The organism is Sphingomonas sabuli, assembly GCF_014352855.1.
Taxonomy (GTDB): Bacteria; Pseudomonadota; Alphaproteobacteria; order Sphingomonadales; family Sphingomonadaceae; genus Sphingomicrobium; species Sphingomicrobium sabuli.
In genome coordinates this window covers 1,158,917-1,175,495 of record NZ_CP060697.1, presented here as the reverse complement: position 1 = coordinate 1,175,495, position 16,579 = coordinate 1,158,917, and the positions used below count along the sequence as shown (strand labels likewise).

The 16,579-nt window shown below is 67.4% G+C and carries 14 protein-coding genes; 10 read left to right on the top strand and 4 right to left on the bottom strand.

What is annotated here, in order from left to right; translation table 11 throughout:
- Window positions 1-77 precede the first annotated feature (77 nt).
- From sdhC to H8M03_RS05885, 6 genes are all read left to right on the top strand, one after another.
- Entirely contained in the window at window positions 78-473 is a 396-nt protein-coding gene (gene sdhC, locus H8M03_RS05910; protein ID WP_187480806.1) for a succinate dehydrogenase, cytochrome b556 subunit, read from the top strand.
- Window positions 470-865 (top strand): succinate dehydrogenase, hydrophobic membrane anchor protein, encoded by a 396-nt coding sequence (gene sdhD / locus H8M03_RS05905; RefSeq protein ID WP_187480805.1) that lies wholly within the window; start codon window positions 470-472, stop codon window positions 863-865. Before sdhC ends, sdhD begins: the two co-directional genes overlap by 4 nt.
- Window positions 862-2,661: a succinate dehydrogenase flavoprotein subunit gene (sdhA, locus tag H8M03_RS05900; protein ID WP_187480804.1), complete on the top strand. Its 1,800-nt coding sequence runs from the start codon at window positions 862-864 to the stop codon at window positions 2,659-2,661. The genes sdhD and sdhA overlap by 4 nt, the downstream gene beginning before the upstream one ends.
- Window positions 2,658-3,104 (top strand): hypothetical protein, encoded by a 447-nt coding sequence (locus H8M03_RS05895; RefSeq protein WP_187480803.1) that lies wholly within the window; start codon window positions 2,658-2,660, stop codon window positions 3,102-3,104. Before sdhA ends, H8M03_RS05895 begins: the two co-directional genes overlap by 4 nt.
- A gap of 112 nt (window positions 3,105-3,216) precedes the next feature.
- The gene (gene creD, locus H8M03_RS05890) at window positions 3,217-4,626 is read left to right on the top strand and encodes a cell envelope integrity protein CreD (protein WP_187480802.1); all 1,410 of its coding nucleotides are present in this window, start codon (window positions 3,217-3,219) and stop codon (window positions 4,624-4,626) included.
- A 38-nt stretch (window positions 4,627-4,664) separates the two neighbouring features.
- The gene (locus H8M03_RS05885) at window positions 4,665-5,561 is read left to right on the top strand and encodes an LOG family protein (RefSeq protein WP_187480801.1); all 897 of its coding nucleotides are present in this window, start codon (window positions 4,665-4,667) and stop codon (window positions 5,559-5,561) included.
- Between the two features lie 9 nt (window positions 5,562-5,570).
- Here the strand turns inward: H8M03_RS05885 and H8M03_RS05880 are convergent, their stop codons facing one another.
- From H8M03_RS05880 to H8M03_RS05870, 3 genes are all read right to left on the bottom strand, one after another.
- Window positions 5,571-6,254, bottom strand: a complete 684-nt coding sequence (locus tag H8M03_RS05880; protein ID WP_187480800.1) for a c-type cytochrome — start codon at window positions 6,252-6,254, stop codon at window positions 5,571-5,573.
- A gap of 70 nt (window positions 6,255-6,324) precedes the next feature.
- Window positions 6,325-7,170, bottom strand: coding sequence for an NAD(+) diphosphatase (nudC, locus tag H8M03_RS05875; protein ID WP_187480799.1), 846 nt, complete (start codon window positions 7,168-7,170; stop codon window positions 6,325-6,327).
- Window positions 7,160-8,158: an A/G-specific adenine glycosylase gene (locus H8M03_RS05870; RefSeq protein WP_187480798.1), complete on the bottom strand. Its 999-nt coding sequence runs from the start codon at window positions 8,156-8,158 to the stop codon at window positions 7,160-7,162. The genes nudC and H8M03_RS05870 overlap by 11 nt, the downstream gene beginning before the upstream one ends.
- A gap of 36 nt (window positions 8,159-8,194) precedes the next feature.
- On the opposite strand from H8M03_RS05870, the gene H8M03_RS05865 reads away from it, so the two are divergent.
- The 4 genes from H8M03_RS05865 to H8M03_RS05850 all read left to right on the top strand — a co-directional run bounded on the left by H8M03_RS05865 (window position 8,195) and on the right by H8M03_RS05850 (window position 15,119).
- Window positions 8,195-8,746, top strand: a complete 552-nt coding sequence (locus H8M03_RS05865; protein ID WP_246449197.1) for a DUF721 domain-containing protein — start codon at window positions 8,195-8,197, stop codon at window positions 8,744-8,746.
- The gene (locus tag H8M03_RS05860) at window positions 8,743-9,507 is read left to right on the top strand and encodes a thioredoxin domain-containing protein (protein ID WP_187480796.1); all 765 of its coding nucleotides are present in this window, start codon (window positions 8,743-8,745) and stop codon (window positions 9,505-9,507) included. Before H8M03_RS05865 ends, H8M03_RS05860 begins: the two co-directional genes overlap by 4 nt.
- A 25-nt stretch (window positions 9,508-9,532) precedes the next feature.
- Window positions 9,533-12,940, top strand: a complete 3,408-nt coding sequence (smc, locus tag H8M03_RS05855) for a chromosome segregation protein SMC (RefSeq protein ID WP_187480795.1) — start codon at window positions 9,533-9,535, stop codon at window positions 12,938-12,940.
- A 64-nt stretch (window positions 12,941-13,004) separates the two neighbouring features.
- A complete protein-coding gene (locus tag H8M03_RS05850; RefSeq protein WP_246449129.1) occupies window positions 13,005-15,119 on the top strand; it encodes a TonB-dependent receptor in 2,115 nt (704 codons plus the stop codon).
- Here H8M03_RS05850 and H8M03_RS05845 read toward each other — a convergent pair.
- Entirely contained in the window at window positions 15,116-16,552 is a 1,437-nt protein-coding gene (locus tag H8M03_RS05845) for a UdgX family uracil-DNA binding protein (protein ID WP_187480962.1), read from the bottom strand. The two genes, H8M03_RS05850 and H8M03_RS05845, sit on opposite strands and share 4 nt — an antisense overlap.
- Window positions 16,553-16,579: the final 27 nt, after the last annotated feature.

Sequence of the window (16,579 nt, the reverse complement as noted above, 5' to 3'; positions counted from 1 at the left end):
TTGCACGGGCAGGGGCTGGGTCCTAAGCGATTGTCCGGCCGTAAAGGCCGGTCCAATCAACGTCACGGGAAGCATAGATGGCAGCCGTCCGCGAAAGACCCTTGTCCCCGCATCTGACGATCTGGCGGTGGGGACCGCACATGGTCGTATCGATCCTTCACCGGATCACCGGCGCGGGCCTGTCGGTCGTCGGCCTGGCCGTGCTGGCCTGGTGGTTGATGGCGCTGGCCGGATCGGGCGACGATTACGCGGCGTTTCAGCAGCATGCGACCAGCTGGTACGGGTTGCTGGTGCTGGCGGGGCTGACCTGGGCCTTTTTCCAGCACACATTTTCCGGCCTGCGCCACCTTTTGATGGACACCGGCCAAGGGTTCGAACTGCGCGCCAACAAGGCGGGCGCGGTGGCGACCATCGTGCTGGGGCTGTTCGCGACCGCGCTGGTGTGGGCCTATTGGTCGGGAGCGCTGGCATGAGCATCGGCGACAGCGCATCGCAGATCGGCAAGGTTCGCGGCCTCGGCTCCGCTCGCGAAGGCGGCGATCACTGGCTGGCCGAACGGCTGACCAGCGTGGCCCTCGTCCTGCTTGGCGCGTGGTTCCTCGCCGCCTTGTTGATGTTGCCCAATTTCGACCAGCAGACGCTGCGTGAATGGCTCCGCAGCCCGACCGGCGCGATTCCGATGGCGCTGTTCGCGGTGACCAGTTTCATCCACGCCGCGGACGGGCTGAAGCAGGTCGTGGACGATTACGTGCACACGGAAAGTGGCCGCTGGGCAACCAACACCTTCATCCTGTTCGCCGCGATTGCGGGCGCGTCGCTGTGCCTGTTCGCGCTCGGCAAGATCGCTTTCGGAGCTGCTGCGTGAGCGCCTACCAGATCATCGACCATAGCTATGACGTGATCGTCGTCGGCGCCGGCGGTTCGGGCCTGCGCACGACAATGGGTGCGGCTCAGAACGGCCTCAAGACCGCCTGCATCACCAAGGTTTTCCCGACCCGCAGCCACACGGTCGCGGCACAGGGCGGCATCGCCGCCTCGCTCGGCAACATGGGGCCGGACCACTGGACCTGGCACATGTACGATACCGTCAAGGGATCGGACTGGCTGGGCGACCAGGACGCGATTGAATATCTGACCCGCGAAGCGCCGGCCGCCGTGGTCGAGCTCGAGCATATGGGCATGCCGTTCAGCCGCACGGCGGAAGGCAAGATCTACCAGCGCGCGTTTGGGGGCATGACCCAGAACATGGGCGAAGGCCCGGCCGCGCAGCGCACCGCCGCCGCCGCCGACCGTACCGGCCATGCGATGCTGCACACGCTGTACCAGCAGAGCCTGAAGTACGACGCCGACTTCTTCATCGAATATTTCGCCATCGACCTGATCATGGAAGACGGCGTGTGCCGCGGGGTCATCGCGCTGTCGATGGACGACGGGTCGATCCACCGCTTCCGCGCGCAGGCCGTGGTCCTGGCCACCGGCGGCTACGGCAAGGTCTATTTCACCGCCACCTCCGCGCACACCTGTACAGGCGACGGCAATGCGATGGTGTTGCGCGCGGGCCTGCCGCTGCAGGACATGGAATTCGTGCAATTCCACCCGACCGGCATCTACGGCGTCGGCGTGCTGATCACCGAAGGCGCGCGCGGCGAAGGCGGCTATCTGACCAATGCCGAGGGCGAGCGATTCATGGAACGCTATGCCCCGTCGGCCAAGGACCTTGCCAGCCGCGACGTCGTGTCACGGTCGATGGCGATGGAAATCCGCGAAGGGCGCGGGGTCGGCGAGCACAAGGATCATATCCACCTGCACCTCGACCATATCGATCCGAAGATCCTGGCCGAACGGCTGCCCGGCATCACCGAAAGCGCGATGACCTTCGCCGGCGTCGACCTGACGCGCCAGCCGATCCCGGTCGCGCCGACGGTCCATTATACGATGGGCGGAATTCCGACGAATTATCACGGCGAAGTCGTGACGCTGAAAGATAGCGACCCGGACAGTGTCGTCCCCGGCCTTTTCGCAGTCGGCGAAGCCGCCTGCGTGTCCGTCCACGGCGCCAACCGCCTGGGCTCCAACAGCCTGATCGACCTGGTCGTGTTCGGCCGCGCGGCCGGCATGCGGTTGGCCGAAGTGGTCAAGCCGGGCGCTTTGCCCGCCGCGCTGCGCAAGGATTCGGCCGACCTCGCGCTCTCTCGCCTGGATCATTTCCGCTATGCCGACGGCGCTCTGCCGACCGCGCAGATTCGCACCGACATGCAGCGCGTGATGCAGGCCGACGCCGCCGTGTTCCGCACCGAACGGACGCTGGAGGAAGGCAAGCAGAAGATCGACCAGGTCTATACGACGATGAAGGACGTGAAGGTCAGCGACCGCTCGCTGATCTGGAACAGCGACCTTATCGAAACGCTCGAGCTCGACAATCTGATGAGCCAGGCGGTGGTCACCATGCATTGCGCGCAGAACCGCAAGGAAAGCCGCGGCGCGCACATGCACGAGGACTATCCCGACCGCGACGACAAGCAGTGGATGAAGCATTCGATCGCCTGGTTCGACGGCTGGGGCGGCAAGGGCGGCGCGGTCAAGATCGATTACCGCCCGGTGCACGAATATACGCTCACCGACGACATCGACTACATCAAGCCCAAGGCCCGGGTCTATTGATCGTCGCGGCCATCGCGATGGCCGCCGCCAGCCCCGCCAACGGCACCATCGCCGGCGTCGAGGCGCGCCTATTCTATAACGAAACCGGCCAGCTGTCCCCGGACGTGCTCGGCGCCGACCGGCGCTTCGTCGGCTGGAACACGATCATCGGCGAAGGCGACGCGGGCGGCTCCGCCGACGATGTGATGATCCTGGTCGCGCTTGCGGCGCGGAAGTCCGACGGCGTCGCGGCAACGCTCGACACACCGCTAACCATCGTCGCCGAAGCCAAGGGCAAGACCATCGCGAAGCGGACGTTCGACAATGTCATCCTGCCCTACACGGGCGTGACCTATTCCGCGCTGTACCTGTCCGACGTGGCCTGCGCCGGCACCATCAAGGTGACAGTCCGGCTTGGCGCCGAAGTGCGGGATGCCACGCTGCAAATGGATTGCGGCGAATAGGCGGACGCACCGCGCGCTTTACGGTTTTCAGCAAATAGTCATGCTCCGCTCATGACAATCATCGCCGCGGCCGCCAGCCTGCGGACAGTCAATATCTGAAGCGGAGCGAGTGATGGCCTTGATCGCAGGCAGAGAGCGCACACCGGGATTCAAGCTGTTGCTTGCAATCCTCATCGGCCTGGCTCTGGCCATCCCGCTCTTTTCGGTCTGGGCCCTGGTGTACGACCGGCAAAGCCAGTCGGAAGAGGCGACCGGTTCGATCACCGCCGGGTGGGGTGGTCCGCAGTCGATCACCGGTCCGGTACTGGTCATTCCCTATCGCGCCAGTGCCACCGAAACTGTCATCCAGAACGGCCAAAGCGTTACCCGCAGTACCGAGGTGGTGCGCGAGTTGAGCCTGGCGGCCGAGGTGGCGGAGGTGTCGACCGACATCCGCCCGGAACGGCGCAAACGCTCGATCTACGAAGCGGTGGTTTATGATTCGACGGTTCGCGGGCGCGCGCGCTTCGCTTTTCCGGCCGATCTCGACCGGACAGGGGTGGATCCGGCGACAATGGACCTCAGTCGTGCAGAATTGCGCTTCGGCCTGAGCGATCCGCGCGGGCTGGGAGGCAATCCGCAAGTATCCGTCGGCGGCAGGCCTCTCCGGTTGCAGCCCGGCGGCGGCAGTTCGGGCGGCCGCGGCTTCTTCGCCTGGATCGACGCCGGCGGACTCCGCAATGCTCCGCTGGCGGTCGATTATTCCTACGCCTTCCGCGGCAACAGTTCGATCGCTCTCGCCCCCGAAGCGGGCGAAACGCGCTGGACCGTGCGCTCCTCCTGGCCGCACCCCAGCTTTGGTGGCGAGTTTCTGCCCGACCGGCGGACCATCAGCGATAGCGGATTTTCCGCCAGTTACCGCGTCGGCAACCTTGCGCTTGGCCGGTCGCTGGTCAGCACCGCGGAACGTGGCCGAACCAGCGGCGCCGAGCGGGTCGCGCCGCCTGCGCGTGGCCCGGCCGCGGAGACAATTGACGTCACCGGTCCCGGCGCACCGCTGCAGACTGCGGCGATCAGCCTGATCCAGCCGGTCGATCCATATTCGCAAGTCGATCGCGCCACCAAATACGGCTTCCTGTTCATCGGCTTCACCTTTCTTGCGCTACTGATGTTCGACGTGGTCGCGGGCGTGCGCGTGTCCCCGGTCGAATATCTGCTGATGGGCGCCGCGCTGGTGCTGTTCTTCGTGCTGCTGCTCGCCTTCGCGGAAATCCTGGGCTTCACGCCCGCCTATTTGCTCGCGTCGGCGGCGGTCGTCGGGCTCAACACGGCCTATTCGGCGGCGATCCTGGGCAGCTGGCGGCGGGCGTGGGTCATCGGCGGGCTGCTCGCGGGCCTCTATGCGGTGCTTTACGTCCTGCTCAGCCTCGAGGCCTTCTCGCTGCTGATCGGCTCGCTGCTGCTGTTCGCGGCGCTGGCCGGGGTAATGTACGCCACCCGCCGCCTCGACTGGAGCGCGGTGCGGCGCACCGAGGCCGACTGATGCTTGGGGTATCGGGGCGGCTCCGCTAGAGGCGGGGCATGGACGATCCGGTACCCCCCAAGCGCATTTTTCCATCCTCCAAGGTCGACGCAGAGGCGGCGGCGCATGTCCCCTCGATCCCGCAAACGGAAAGCGAGGCTTACAAGCTGGCGTTCCAGGACATGGAATTCCTGTTGCGCGAGGACCTGCGCCCGGTCCGTTTCCAGCTTGAACTGCTGAAGCCCGAACTGCTGCTCAAGGAAGCGAATATCGCTTCGACCTTCGTCTTTTACGGTTCGGCGCGAATCCCGTGGCCGGACCAGGCCGACCAGTTGGTGGCGACCGCAACCAATGACGAGCAACGACGGATCGCCGAGAGGCTCAAGGAAAAATCCCGCTACGTCGTCGCGGCGCAGGAATTGGCGCGGCTCGCCAGCACCTGCGATTGCGACGAGGACGGACAGCGTCATTTTGTCGTCTGTTCGGGCGGCGGGCCGTCGATCATGGAAGGCGCCAATCGCGGCGCGTGGCAGGAAGGCAAGGACACGATCGGACTCAACATCGTGTTGGCCCACGAACAATTGCCCAACCGCTTCGTCACGCCGGAACTGAGCTTCCAGTTTCACTATTTCGCGCTGCGCAAGATGCATTTCCTGCTGCGCGCCCGCGCGGTGGCCGTGTTCCCCGGGGGGTTCGGCACCTTCGACGAATTTTTCGAGCTGCTGACATTGGTCCAGACGGGCAAGGTCCGCCCTCTACCGATCCTGCTGTTCGGCCGCGACTTCTGGACTCGCGTGGTCGATTTCGACGCGCTGGTCGAGGAAGGGACGATTTCTCCCCACGACCTCGAGCTGATCCATTGGGTCGAAGACCCGCAGGAAGCGTGGGAGTATGTCGTCAAATATTACGAGCGCGATCCGCACCCGGAACCGCAGCAGACGTCGCCGCCCGAATAAGCGCGGGGCTTAGTCCTGCGGAGCGGCCTCGCCATTGCCCTTGGGATCGGCGGCGGGGTTGTTGAGCACCGGCTCGTCTTCCGCCTTTTGCGCGCCGTTCGAGGTCGCTTCGGCAGCGTTTTCGGCTGCGGCCGCTTCGCCTTCCGCCGGGGCGGCGGCTTCGGCCGGCGCTGCCGGGACCGGCTGCGGGCTGCTGCTTTGCTGGTTGAGGTACAGCAGGATCGCGGCGCGGTCTTCCGGCTTGCTCAAGCCCGCGAAGGTCATCTTGGTGCCGGGCGCAAAGCTCTTCGGGCTCTTCAGCCACGCGCTCATATTGTCCCAGTTCCAGGTACCGCCCTTGCTGGCCAGCGCTTCGGAAAAGGCGAAGCCCTTGCCCTTGCCGACCGGCTCGCCGAGCACGCCCCACAGGTTGGGGCCGAGCGCGTTGGCGCCGCCGTTGTCGGCGTTGTGGCAAGCAGCGCACTTTTTGAACACCTGTTCGCCCTGCGCGGCGTCGGCCGATGCCAGGTAGAAAGCGATCGGCTTTTCCGCTTCGCCCCCGCCTTCGCCTTCCTCGACGACACCTTCGATCGGATAGCCCATCTTCTCGGGCCGTTCGGAATGGAACACTTCCCCAGCGACGATCGAGCCGCCCAGTGCGACGATTCCTGCAGCCAGCACCCAGCCGGCCATTGTGTTGAAGCGGTCGTCCATTGAGTCCCCTGCGGCGGATTGCCGAAAGCGTGGAATTTGGGCGACCCTTTAAGGGGACGCCGTGGCTTGTTCAAGCGGTGAGCCAGTGTTCGAGCAGGCTGCGGGCGATCGCAAAGGGCGGCGGCGGGCCGAAAGGCGCCTCGTCGGCGCCGGCCACGGCCGCCGCGACCTCTGCCCGAGTGAACCAGCGCGCGTCGTCCAGTTCGGTGCGATCGATGGTCAATCGGTCGTCCAGCGCACTCGCGCGGCAACCGATCATCAGCGACGACGGGAAGGGCCATGGCTGGCTCGCGACATATGCCACGTCGGTCACCACGACGCCTGCTTCCTCCAGCACTTCGCGGGCCACCGCGTCTTCCAGCGATTCGCCGACCTCGACGAAGCCGGCCAGCGCCGAATAGCGGCCCGGCGAATAATAGTGCGACCGGCCGAGCAACAGGCGGCCGTCATGTTCGACCAGCATGATCGCGACCGGATCGACGCGCGGATAATGTTCGGTGCCGCACGTGCCGCAGCGTCGCGACCAGCCGCCGCGGACGAGGTCGCTGGGCGCGCCGCAATTGGCACAAAAGCCATGCGTCGAATGCCAGCGGGCAAGGCTCATCGCCGCGGCGAAGATCGGGGCCTGCGCCGGCGACAGGCAACCGACCAGCGGCATCACCGCCGGCCAGCCGCCGACCGTGGCCTGCAGCGGGGAAAAGCGCGGCCGGTCGCCGTCAAGGCCAAGGAACAGCGCGCCATCGCCGACCGGCTGCCACAGCAGGTCGCCGCCTTGCGACACGGCAGGCAAGCCATCGGCCCACACCAGTTCGGCGGCGAGCGGGCTTCGGGCATAGCTGGAGAGCAATTCCGCATCGGCCCGCGCGGCGTCGGCCCGGTCCAGACCTGCGCCGGCGAAGAAAACGTCAGGCTGCAATCCGGCCTCGTTCGGTCAGCACCGCGTCGACGGCGCGGCGGTACAGGGTCGGCAGCCCGGCGTCGGCCAACGTGTCGAACGGCTGCCACCAGCCCTCGCCAACCGGATCCGCGGCTGCGACCACGGCCAGTTCCAGCGCGAAATGGGTGAAGACATGGCGGACGCGGGCAAGCTCGGGCGCGTTCGCCTGCCGCTCCGCGGTCCATACTGGACCGGGCAGCGCCGCCATCCCGCCGAGCAGTCCCTTGGTCGGCCGCCGCACCAGCCAGATCGCTCCGTCTCGTTCGATCCACTGGGCGACGCCGTGGCGGACAGGTTTGGCGGCCTTGGCCTTCGGCGCCGGAAATCGTTCGGGGTTGCCGCTGGCGAAGGCGCGGCAGTCGTCGCGGAGCGGGCATGAATCGCACAGCGGCGCGCGCGGGCGGCAGATGGTGGCGCCAAGGTCCATCATTGCCTGTGCAAAGTCGCCGGCCCGTTCGGCGGGAGTGATCGAGGCGACGGCAGCACGCAGGTCGCCCCTGGTCGGCGCGGCCAGCGCGAACAGCCGGCAGGTCACGCGTTCGACGTTGGCATCAATGACCACTGCGTGGGCGCCGAACGCGATCGCGGCAATCGCCGCGGCGGTGTAGTCGCCGATCCCGGGCAGCGCGCGCAGTCCGGCTTCGGTCGTCGGAAAGCCGCCTCGCGCTGCCACTTCGCGGGCGCAGGCAATGAGATTGCGGGCGCGGGCGTAATAGCCAAGGCCGGCCCATTCGGCGAGAACGTCCTCGTCAAGGGCGGCCGCCAACGCTTCCACCGTTGGCCAGCGGGCCAGAAAGCGTTCGAAGCGCGGTGTCACGGCCGCCACCGTCGTCTGCTGCAGCATCACCTCGCTCAGCCAGACCCTGTAGGAGTCTGGCGGTGGCGAACCGGGCGGGGAGCGCCACGGCAGCGCCCGGCACTTATCCACATAATGTTGGAGCAGCCGGTCGCTGAGATTGGCGCGCATCGGCGCCCTATGGCATGGTCGGTACAAATGGCGAAGATGCGGGTGGGAAAAGCTGACAAGGAGGACGCGCCGCGCCATCGGCGTGCGCGCTCGGCCGGGGAGTTGATCGGCAATGCCGGCGGCCCGGCCTTCCGCCGCTTCGGCTTCATCCAGGCGTCGGTGGTCAGCCGCTGGCCGGAAATCGTCGGCGACCGCTATGCCCGGGTCTCCTCGCCGGAATCGATCCGTTTCCCGGCCGGGCGAAAGTCGGGCGGCGTGCTCAGCATCGTCGTCCAGGGCGCGCATGCGCCGCTGATGCAACATCTGGCGCCGGTGATCGTCGAGCGGGTCAACCGCTTCTTCGGCTATTCGGCGGTCGCCAAGCTTTCATTCAGGCAGGGTGCGCCAGTGGCGCGCCCGGCCAAGGTGGAGCGACCCGAGCTTCGCCCGGTGCCGAACGAGATTGGAGAGGGGTTGCGGGAAATCGCCGATCCGGAGCTTCGCGCCTGCCTAGAGGCCCTTGCGGCCCGCATCGAGGCAAGCGATGGCCCGGCCAAGGTCGTTTCCCCCGAATCGATCCCGATCCCAATAAGCGGAGTGATCAAATGAAGCGCAGCTCTCTATTCCTTGCCGCGGCGGCGGCCCTGGCCAGCAGCGGGTGCAACGCCGAAGGCGGCAGCAACAGCGCGGCCGCGACGTCGGCCGATGCCGGCGCGGTCGCCGGCGAAGCGGTGACGCCGCCGGCCAACGGCGACTGGTCGCAGGTCGTCCGCGCGACCCCGCAGGGCGGGTTCGTGATGGGCAATCCCAACGCCAAGGCGAAACTGGTCGAGCTTGGCTCGATGACCTGCCCGCACTGTGCCGAGTTCGAGGAAACCGCTGGCGCGGCGCTGGTCCAGAAATATGTGAAGACCGGCCAGGTGAGCTGGGAATTCCGCAACTTCGTGCGCGATCCGTTCGACATCGCCGCATCGCTGATCGCGCGCTGCAACGGCGCGAAGACCTTTTTCCCGCTGACCCGGGCACTCTACAGCGACCAGCGCGAATGGATCGACAGGCTGCAGTCGGCGCCGGAAGCGCAGCTGCAGGCGGTCACCGCCCTTGGCCCGGACAAGCAGTTCCTTGAAGTCGCCAAGCTTGCCGACCTGCAGAAGTGGGCGGCGCAGCGCGGCGTACCGACGGCCAAGAGCACGCAATGCCTGACCGACCAGACTGGGGTAAATCAGCTGGTCCAGATGAACAGCGACGTCGCCAGCCAGTACCCCGATTTCAAGGGCACGCCGAGCTTCGTGCTCAACGGCAAGCTACTCGACGCCACCGCGACCTGGGAAAAGCTGGAACCGCAGTTGAAGGCTGCGGTCGGCAGCTAAAGCGTAGCGAGGGGAGGAGCGCGCCTTGCGCATCCGGAGGCTGAAGCTCAGCGGGTTCAAGAGCTTCGTCGAACCGACGGAGCTTCGCATCGAGCCCGGCCTGACCGGCGTGGTCGGGCCCAACGGGTGCGGCAAGTCCAACCTCCTCGAAGCCATCCGCTGGGTGATGGGCGAAGGCAGCCCGAAGTCGCTTCGCGGCGGCGGAATGGAAGATGTCATCTTCGCCGGCACCGCCACCCGCCCGCCGCGCGACTTCGCCGAAGTGTCGATCCTGCTCGACCGCGACGGTGAGGACGGCGGCGAGGGGGAAGTCACCCGCCGGATTGAGCGGGGCGCGGGATCCGCCTATCGCATCGACGGCCGCGACGTCCGCGCGAAGGATGTCTCGCTTCTGTTCGCCGACGCCGCGACCGGCGCGCACAGCCCGGCGCTGGTCAGCCAAGGCAAGGTCGGGTCGATCATCGCATCGAAGCCGGTCGAGCGGCGGCAATTGCTGGAAGAGGCGGCGGGCATTTCCGGCCTGCATGCGCGGCGCAAGGATGCCGAACAGAAACTGCGCGCGGCCGAAGCGAATCTCGCTCGCCTGTCGGAACTGCTCAGCGACCAGGAACAGCGGGCGGCCAGCCTGCGGCGGCAAGCGCGGGCAGCGGAGCGCTATCGTGCGCTGACCGACCGGATCCGCGGCGTCGAAGCGCGCCTGGTCCACGCCCGCTGGGTCGAAGCCGACCATTCGGCCGAGGAGGCGCGGCAGGAAGCGGCCGCCGCCGAAGCCGAAGTCGGCAAGCTGCGCACCGCCATCGAGCAGGCGCGGATGGCGCAGGCGCTGGCCGAAAAGCGGCTCGACGAGCGGCGACGCGCGACCGCCGACGCGCGGGCGCGGGGGAGCGAAATCGCCCATCAACTGGCGACCGCGCGGGCGCGGCGCGACACGATCACTCGGCGCATGGCCGAGCTGGAACGGCTGGAGTCCGCGACCGCGACCGATATCGGCCGGGAGGAAGCGCTGCGCGAGGATGCGTCCCGGGCCATCGGGCAGCTGGACGAGGAACGCGCCACCATCGACCGGCGGCTGGCCGGCGGCGAGGGCGAAGCCACGCGGCTGGCGAAGGAACTGGCCGAGCTTGAAGACACGTCACGCCAGGCGGAGGCAGGGCTTGCCGACCTGCTTGCCCGGCAGGCGGCGATGCGCGCCGAGCGGCGGGTCGCGGAAGCCGCGGTCGAAGCCGCGCGCGCCCACGCGTCACGCACCGAAACCGAGCGCGACCGGCTGAAGCAGCAGCTCGCTGCGCTTGCCGACGGCTCCGATGACGAACGGCAACGGGACGAGGCGATCGCGCGCGCAACCGCTGCAGAGAAGGCACGCGCCCTGGCGGAAAAGCAGGTCGAGGCGGCCGAGGCGGGGCGCACCCAGGCGGCCGACGATCGCGACGCGGCGGAAAGCGAACTGGCCAATGCGCGGGCTGCGCAGTCGGCGGCTCGGGCCGAGCACGATGCCCTGTCGCGGGCGCTGCAACAGGGCGGCGGTTCGGTCGTGGCTAGGCTGCGCGCCGATCCGGGTTTCGAGCAGGCGCTGGCCGCCGCGCTGGGCGACGATGCCGACGCGGATATCGGGGAGGACGGGTCGCGCCGCTGGCAGGGTAGCGAGCCGCAGGCCGGCGATCCGGCGCTGGGCAAGGATTTGATCCGCCTCGCCGACCATGTCGAGGCGCCGGCCGAATTGTCGCGCCGGTTGCGGCAGGTTGGCGTCGCCGACGCCGACACCGGCCAGGCGCTCGCGGTCGGACAAAGGTTGGTGACCCGCGACGGGCGGATGCGGCGGTGGGACGGCTTCGTTGCGGAAGGCGCCGGCGCTGCCGCTGCCGAACGGTTGATCCGCGCCAACCGGCTGGCGGAGCTTGCGCGGCAATTGCCGGGCCTGGACGGCAAGCTGGAGGCTGCCGAAACCCGGCGAAGCGATGCGGTAGAGGCCGTCGACCGGCTGCGCCAGGAAGCGGAAAGCGCTCGCGCCGCGGTGACGGCGGCCGAGCGGGAATTGCGCGAGGCCGAGCGGGCCGGCGACAGCGCCGCCGCCGCGATCGAACGCGTGCAGGCGCAGCGCAGCGCGCTCGACCAGCGCTTGGGCGATCTCGCTCCGCTGGCCAAGGCCGCGGCCGAAGCGGTGGCGGGCGCGGACGCGACCCTTGCGGCCTTGCCCGATCCGGCCGACCTCGAAGCACAGGTCGAAGGCGCGCGCGAAGCGGCGGGCGCCGCCGGTTCGGCGGTTGCCGACAAGCGCGCCGAAGCCGCCACCCGCGCGCGCGAGGAATCGGCGGCGCGCGAACGGCATGGGGCGGCAGGCCGCGAGCAGGACGAATGGAGGCGCAGGCTGGCCGATGCCGAACGCCGGTTGGAGCAAGGCCGCGAGCGGCTGGGGCAGCAGCGAGAGGAGCGCTCGGCGCTGGCCGAAGAACCCGACGCACTCGACGCCCAGGTCGCCGATTTGGAGAGGCAGAGCGCTGGGAGCGAGGCCGTCGTCGCGGACGCGGCGACAGCCGAGCGCGAGACCGAAAGCATGGTCGCCGAGGCTTCTGCGGCGGTGAACGCGGCGTCGGAATCGTCGGCGACTGCGCGCGAACGGCGCGCGGCCGCGCAGGCGCGGTCGGAAGCGCAGGAGGCGCGCCGCAACGAATACGCTCGCATCTGCCTCGAGAAGTTCGAATGCGTGCCGCAGCGGCTGCCCGAGGCGATGGGTTTCGACCCGGCGGAAACGCCCGACCCGGATGCCGAGTCGGCGACGCTCGAGAAGCTGACCGCCGACCGCGACCGCATCGGGCCGGTGAACCTGGTCGCTGAACAGGAACTGGCGGAAATCGAGGCCGACCGCCTGCGCGGAGCCGAGGAAGCCGAGGAATTGACCCAGGCGATCCATCGGCTGCGCGGATCGATCGGCAGCCTCAACCGCGAAGGACGCGTGCGGCTGCTCGAGGCGTTCGAAAAGGTCAACGACCACTTCCGCAGCCTGTTCACCACGCTGTTCGAAGGCGGGCAGGCGCACCTCGAACTGGTCGAAAGCGACGACCCGCTGGAAGCCGGGCTGGAGATCATGGCCCAGCCGCCGGGCAAGCGGCTGTCCGCGCTGACCCTCCTGTCGGGCGGCGAGCAGGCGTTGACCGCAATCGCGCTAATCTTCGCCCTGTTCCTCACCAACCCGGCGCCGATCTGCGTTCTGGACGAAGTCGACGCGCCGCTCGACGACGCCAACGTCGAGCGCTTTTGCGACCTGCTCGAGCGGATGACGCGGGAAACGGACACTCGCTATCTGATCGTCACCCACAACGCGGTGACGATGAGCCGCATGCACCGGCTCTACGGCGTGACGATGATCGAAAAAGGTATCAGCCGGCTGGTGTCCGTGGACCTCGGCGGGGCGGAAACCCTGCTCGCTGCGGAGTAAAAGTTTTCGCTATTGCGAATGATTTTCATTACCGTTAGACGCTGCGCTCCACCAAGGGGGTTGCATGTCTTTCGGTCTGACTTCGTTCGTAGTTTCTCTCGCTGCCGGTGCTTCGCCGCTTGCCATGGAGGCCAGTGCCTCGGTCGACGCGGCCGACGCAATTGCCGCGGCCGAAGCGGATACGGCGGAGCCAATCATCGTCGAAGGCAAGCGTGACCGCTATGGCGCGCGCACGACCAGCACGGCGACCAAGACCAACACGGACGTCAAGGATATCCCGCAAGCGCTGACGGTCATTTCCGAACGCCAGATCGAGGATCAGCAGTTGCGCTCGGTGGCCGACCTGCTCAACTTCGTGCCCGGAGCTACGCCCGGCACCGGTGAAGGCAACCGCGACCAGTTCACGCTGCGCGGCAACAACACGACCGCCGACCTGTTCGTCGACGGCATCCGCGACGATGTCCAATATTTCCGCGACTTCTATAATGTGGACCGGGTCGAGGTGCTGCGCGGACCAAATGCGATGATCTTCGGCCGCGGCGGCGGCGGCGGCGTCGTCAATCGCGTGACAAAGCGGTCGACCCTGTCCCCGATCCGCGATGTTTCGCTGGCCGGCGATAGCGAAGGCGGCGTTCGCCTTGCGGCCGACCTCGATCAGCCCTTGTCCGGGTCGGTCGGGCTGCGCGTCAACGGCGTGTACGAACATGGCGAAAGCTTCCGCGACCACGTCGGGCTGGAACGCTACGGCTTCAATCCGACCGTCGGCATCCTCGCCGGTCCGGCGACCCGCGTCGATCTGTCGTACGAATATTTCCATGACCGCCGGACGACCGACCGCGGCGTGCCCGCCGACAACGGTCGCCCGCTGGACGGCTATGACGATGTCTTCTTCGGCGATCCGGAACTGAGCTTCGCGCGCGTCGACGCCAATGTCGGCCAGGTCGCGGTGCAGCGCGACTTGTCGCCCGGTCTTACCCTGCGCAACCGGACGCTGCTCGGCGATTACGACAAGTTCTACCAGAACGTGTACCCGTCCGACCTCGACGAGACGACTGGCGAAGTCGTGCTCGGCGCGTACAACAACGCGACCAAGCGGCGGAACCTGTTCAGCCAGACGGACCTCATCTGGAAGACCGTGCTCGGCGGCGTCGACCAGACCGTCCTGTTCGGTTTCGAGGTCGGCCAGCAAAAGTCGCGCAACCGGCGTTTGAGCGGGACCTTCGCCGGCAGCAACCGGGTGCCGCTCAGCGACCCGACCGTGGATGCGGACTTGACCTTCGCGCCGTCCGCATCCGACACGGACAACCGCACCCGGGCGACGATCGCCGCGCTGTACGTGCAGGACCAGATCCGCCCATCGGAATGGCTGGAGATCGTGGCCGGCCTGCGCTTCGACCGCTTCAAGCTCCGCGTGGACGATTATCGCGCCGCCGGCGGCCAGTTCGAGCGCGTCGACGAGATGATTTCGCCGCGCCTTGGCATCGTGCTCAAGCCACAAGGCAATCTGTCGCTGTATGCCAATTACGCCCGCTCCTTTCTGCCGCAGTCGGGCGACCAGTTCGGCGGCCTCGATATCGGCACGGAAGCGCTGAAGCCGGAGCGGTTCGACAATTACGAGCTGGGCGCGAAGTGGGAGCCGGTCGCCGGTCTGCTGGCCACGGCCGCGCTTTACCAGCTCGATCGCACGAACACCCGCGCCCCCAATCCGGACGGCAGCGGCACGGTGGTCCTGACTGGCGAGCAGCGCACGCGCGGGCTGGAGATAGGACTGGAACGCAGCGTTACCGATCGCTGGCAGGTGTCGGCCGGATACGCGCTGCAGAAGTCGGAAATCACCGCGGCAACCAGCGCTTGCCCGGCCGGCGATTGCGAAGCGCCGCTGGTCCCGCGCCACAGCTTCTCGATGTGGAATCGCTACGACGTGACTCCGGCGCTCGGGCTCGGCCTTGGCCTCATCGCGCGCAGCAAGTCGTTTGCGTCGATCAGCAACCAGGTCGTGCTGCCCGGCTATGCCCGGGTCGACGCCGCCGCCTTCTACAAGCTGACCGACGCGATCAAGCTGCAGGTCAATGTCGAGAATGTGTTCGGTGCCGACTATTTCCCGACCGCGCATAACGACAACAACATCGGCCCGGGTGCGCCGCGCACGGTCAAAGCCGCGATCCGCTTCGGCTTCTAGGCCGGAATACTCTCCAGGCGGTCGCGGATCTGGCGAAGGTCGTTGACGAACCTGGCGTGTTCCTCGCGCCGAAAGCCCTCGTCGGGAATACGCAGCAGGTAGCTGGGGTGCACCGTCACCCAGCATTCCGATCCGTCGGGCAGATCGACCGGCGCACCGCGCATCCGGCTGATGGTGACGGTCTTGCCCAGGAGCGAACGGGCGGCCGTTGCCCCGAGCGCGACCGTCACCGGTGGGCGGATCAGTTCACGCTCCTGATCGACCCAGAAGCGGCAGATTTCGATTTCCCCGGCATTGGGCTTGGAATGGATGCGCTTCTTGCCGCGCTGGACGAACTTGAAGTGCTTGACCGCGTTGGTGACGTAGGTTTGCGCGCGGTCGATGCCGGCGGCTTCCAGCGCGCCGTTGAACAACTGTCCGGCGGGGCCGACGAAGGGGTGGCCCGCCAGGTCTTCCTGATCGCCGGGCTGTTCGCCGACAAACACTAGCCGGGCGTCGAGCGGGCCTTCGCCGAACACCGTCTGCGTGGCGCATTTGTACAGGTCGCAGCGGGTGCAATGCATTGCGTCGGCGCGGAGCGCTTCCCATGCGGCCTGCACGTTGCCCCCGGCCGTTAACGCGGGCTTCGGCGGCGGCGGCGGCGGTGTTTCGGTACGCGACCGTTCGATCATTTCGATTTCGCGTTCGCGGGCGCCGGCAATGAGTGGCCGGACCAGCGCGGTTTCCGGCATGTTGTGCCAATATTTCTTCGGCATTTCCTTCAGCATCGCGCCGATCTTGAGTCGTGCGGGGTTGAAGATGGACGCGTAATAGGTGCGCCACATGTCTTCGAGCGGATCGCCGGCGGGCGCGTCGGCGCGAACGGCACCGGGACCCTCGCTCAGCGTCGTACCGTCCCAGTGGATCGACAGTTCGGGCGTCAGGATCGACCAGCGCATGTTGGTAAAGCGGTTGACGAAGAAGCTGGCGGTGCGCCGGACGATGTGATGGTCGGGCTCAAAGAAGGCGACGAAGCGCGTCTCGCCGCCTTCCTCGATCTCGCGAAAGCGGACGAAGGCGTGCATCTTGTGGACGTCGCGGCGGACGGCCTTGGCAAGGCCTTCGAGCCGGTCGAGCAGGGGGTCGGCGCGGTCCTCCATCGCCTTGCGGTTGTCGCGCAGCTTCAGAAGCATCGCGTAGAGCAGCGCAAAGCGTTCGGGGTCGCTGTGGCAGATCGCCGCCTTGGCCAGGCTGATGAAATCGCGCGGGACGGCGAAGCTTGGTCCTGCGGGCGGCGGGGGCGCGCCGGCTCCGAACAGGTCGGCGCTTTCGCCTTCCACGTCCCAGATGATTGCAGCGGGCGGGACGCCGGCCTCGGCCAAGCCGCGTGCCGCGTCCCGCCAGCCGTCGAAATCGTCGGGGGCCGAGAGCGACACGCGGAACGCGTCGATCATCGGCCCCTCGCGCAGCAACTCCCCGTC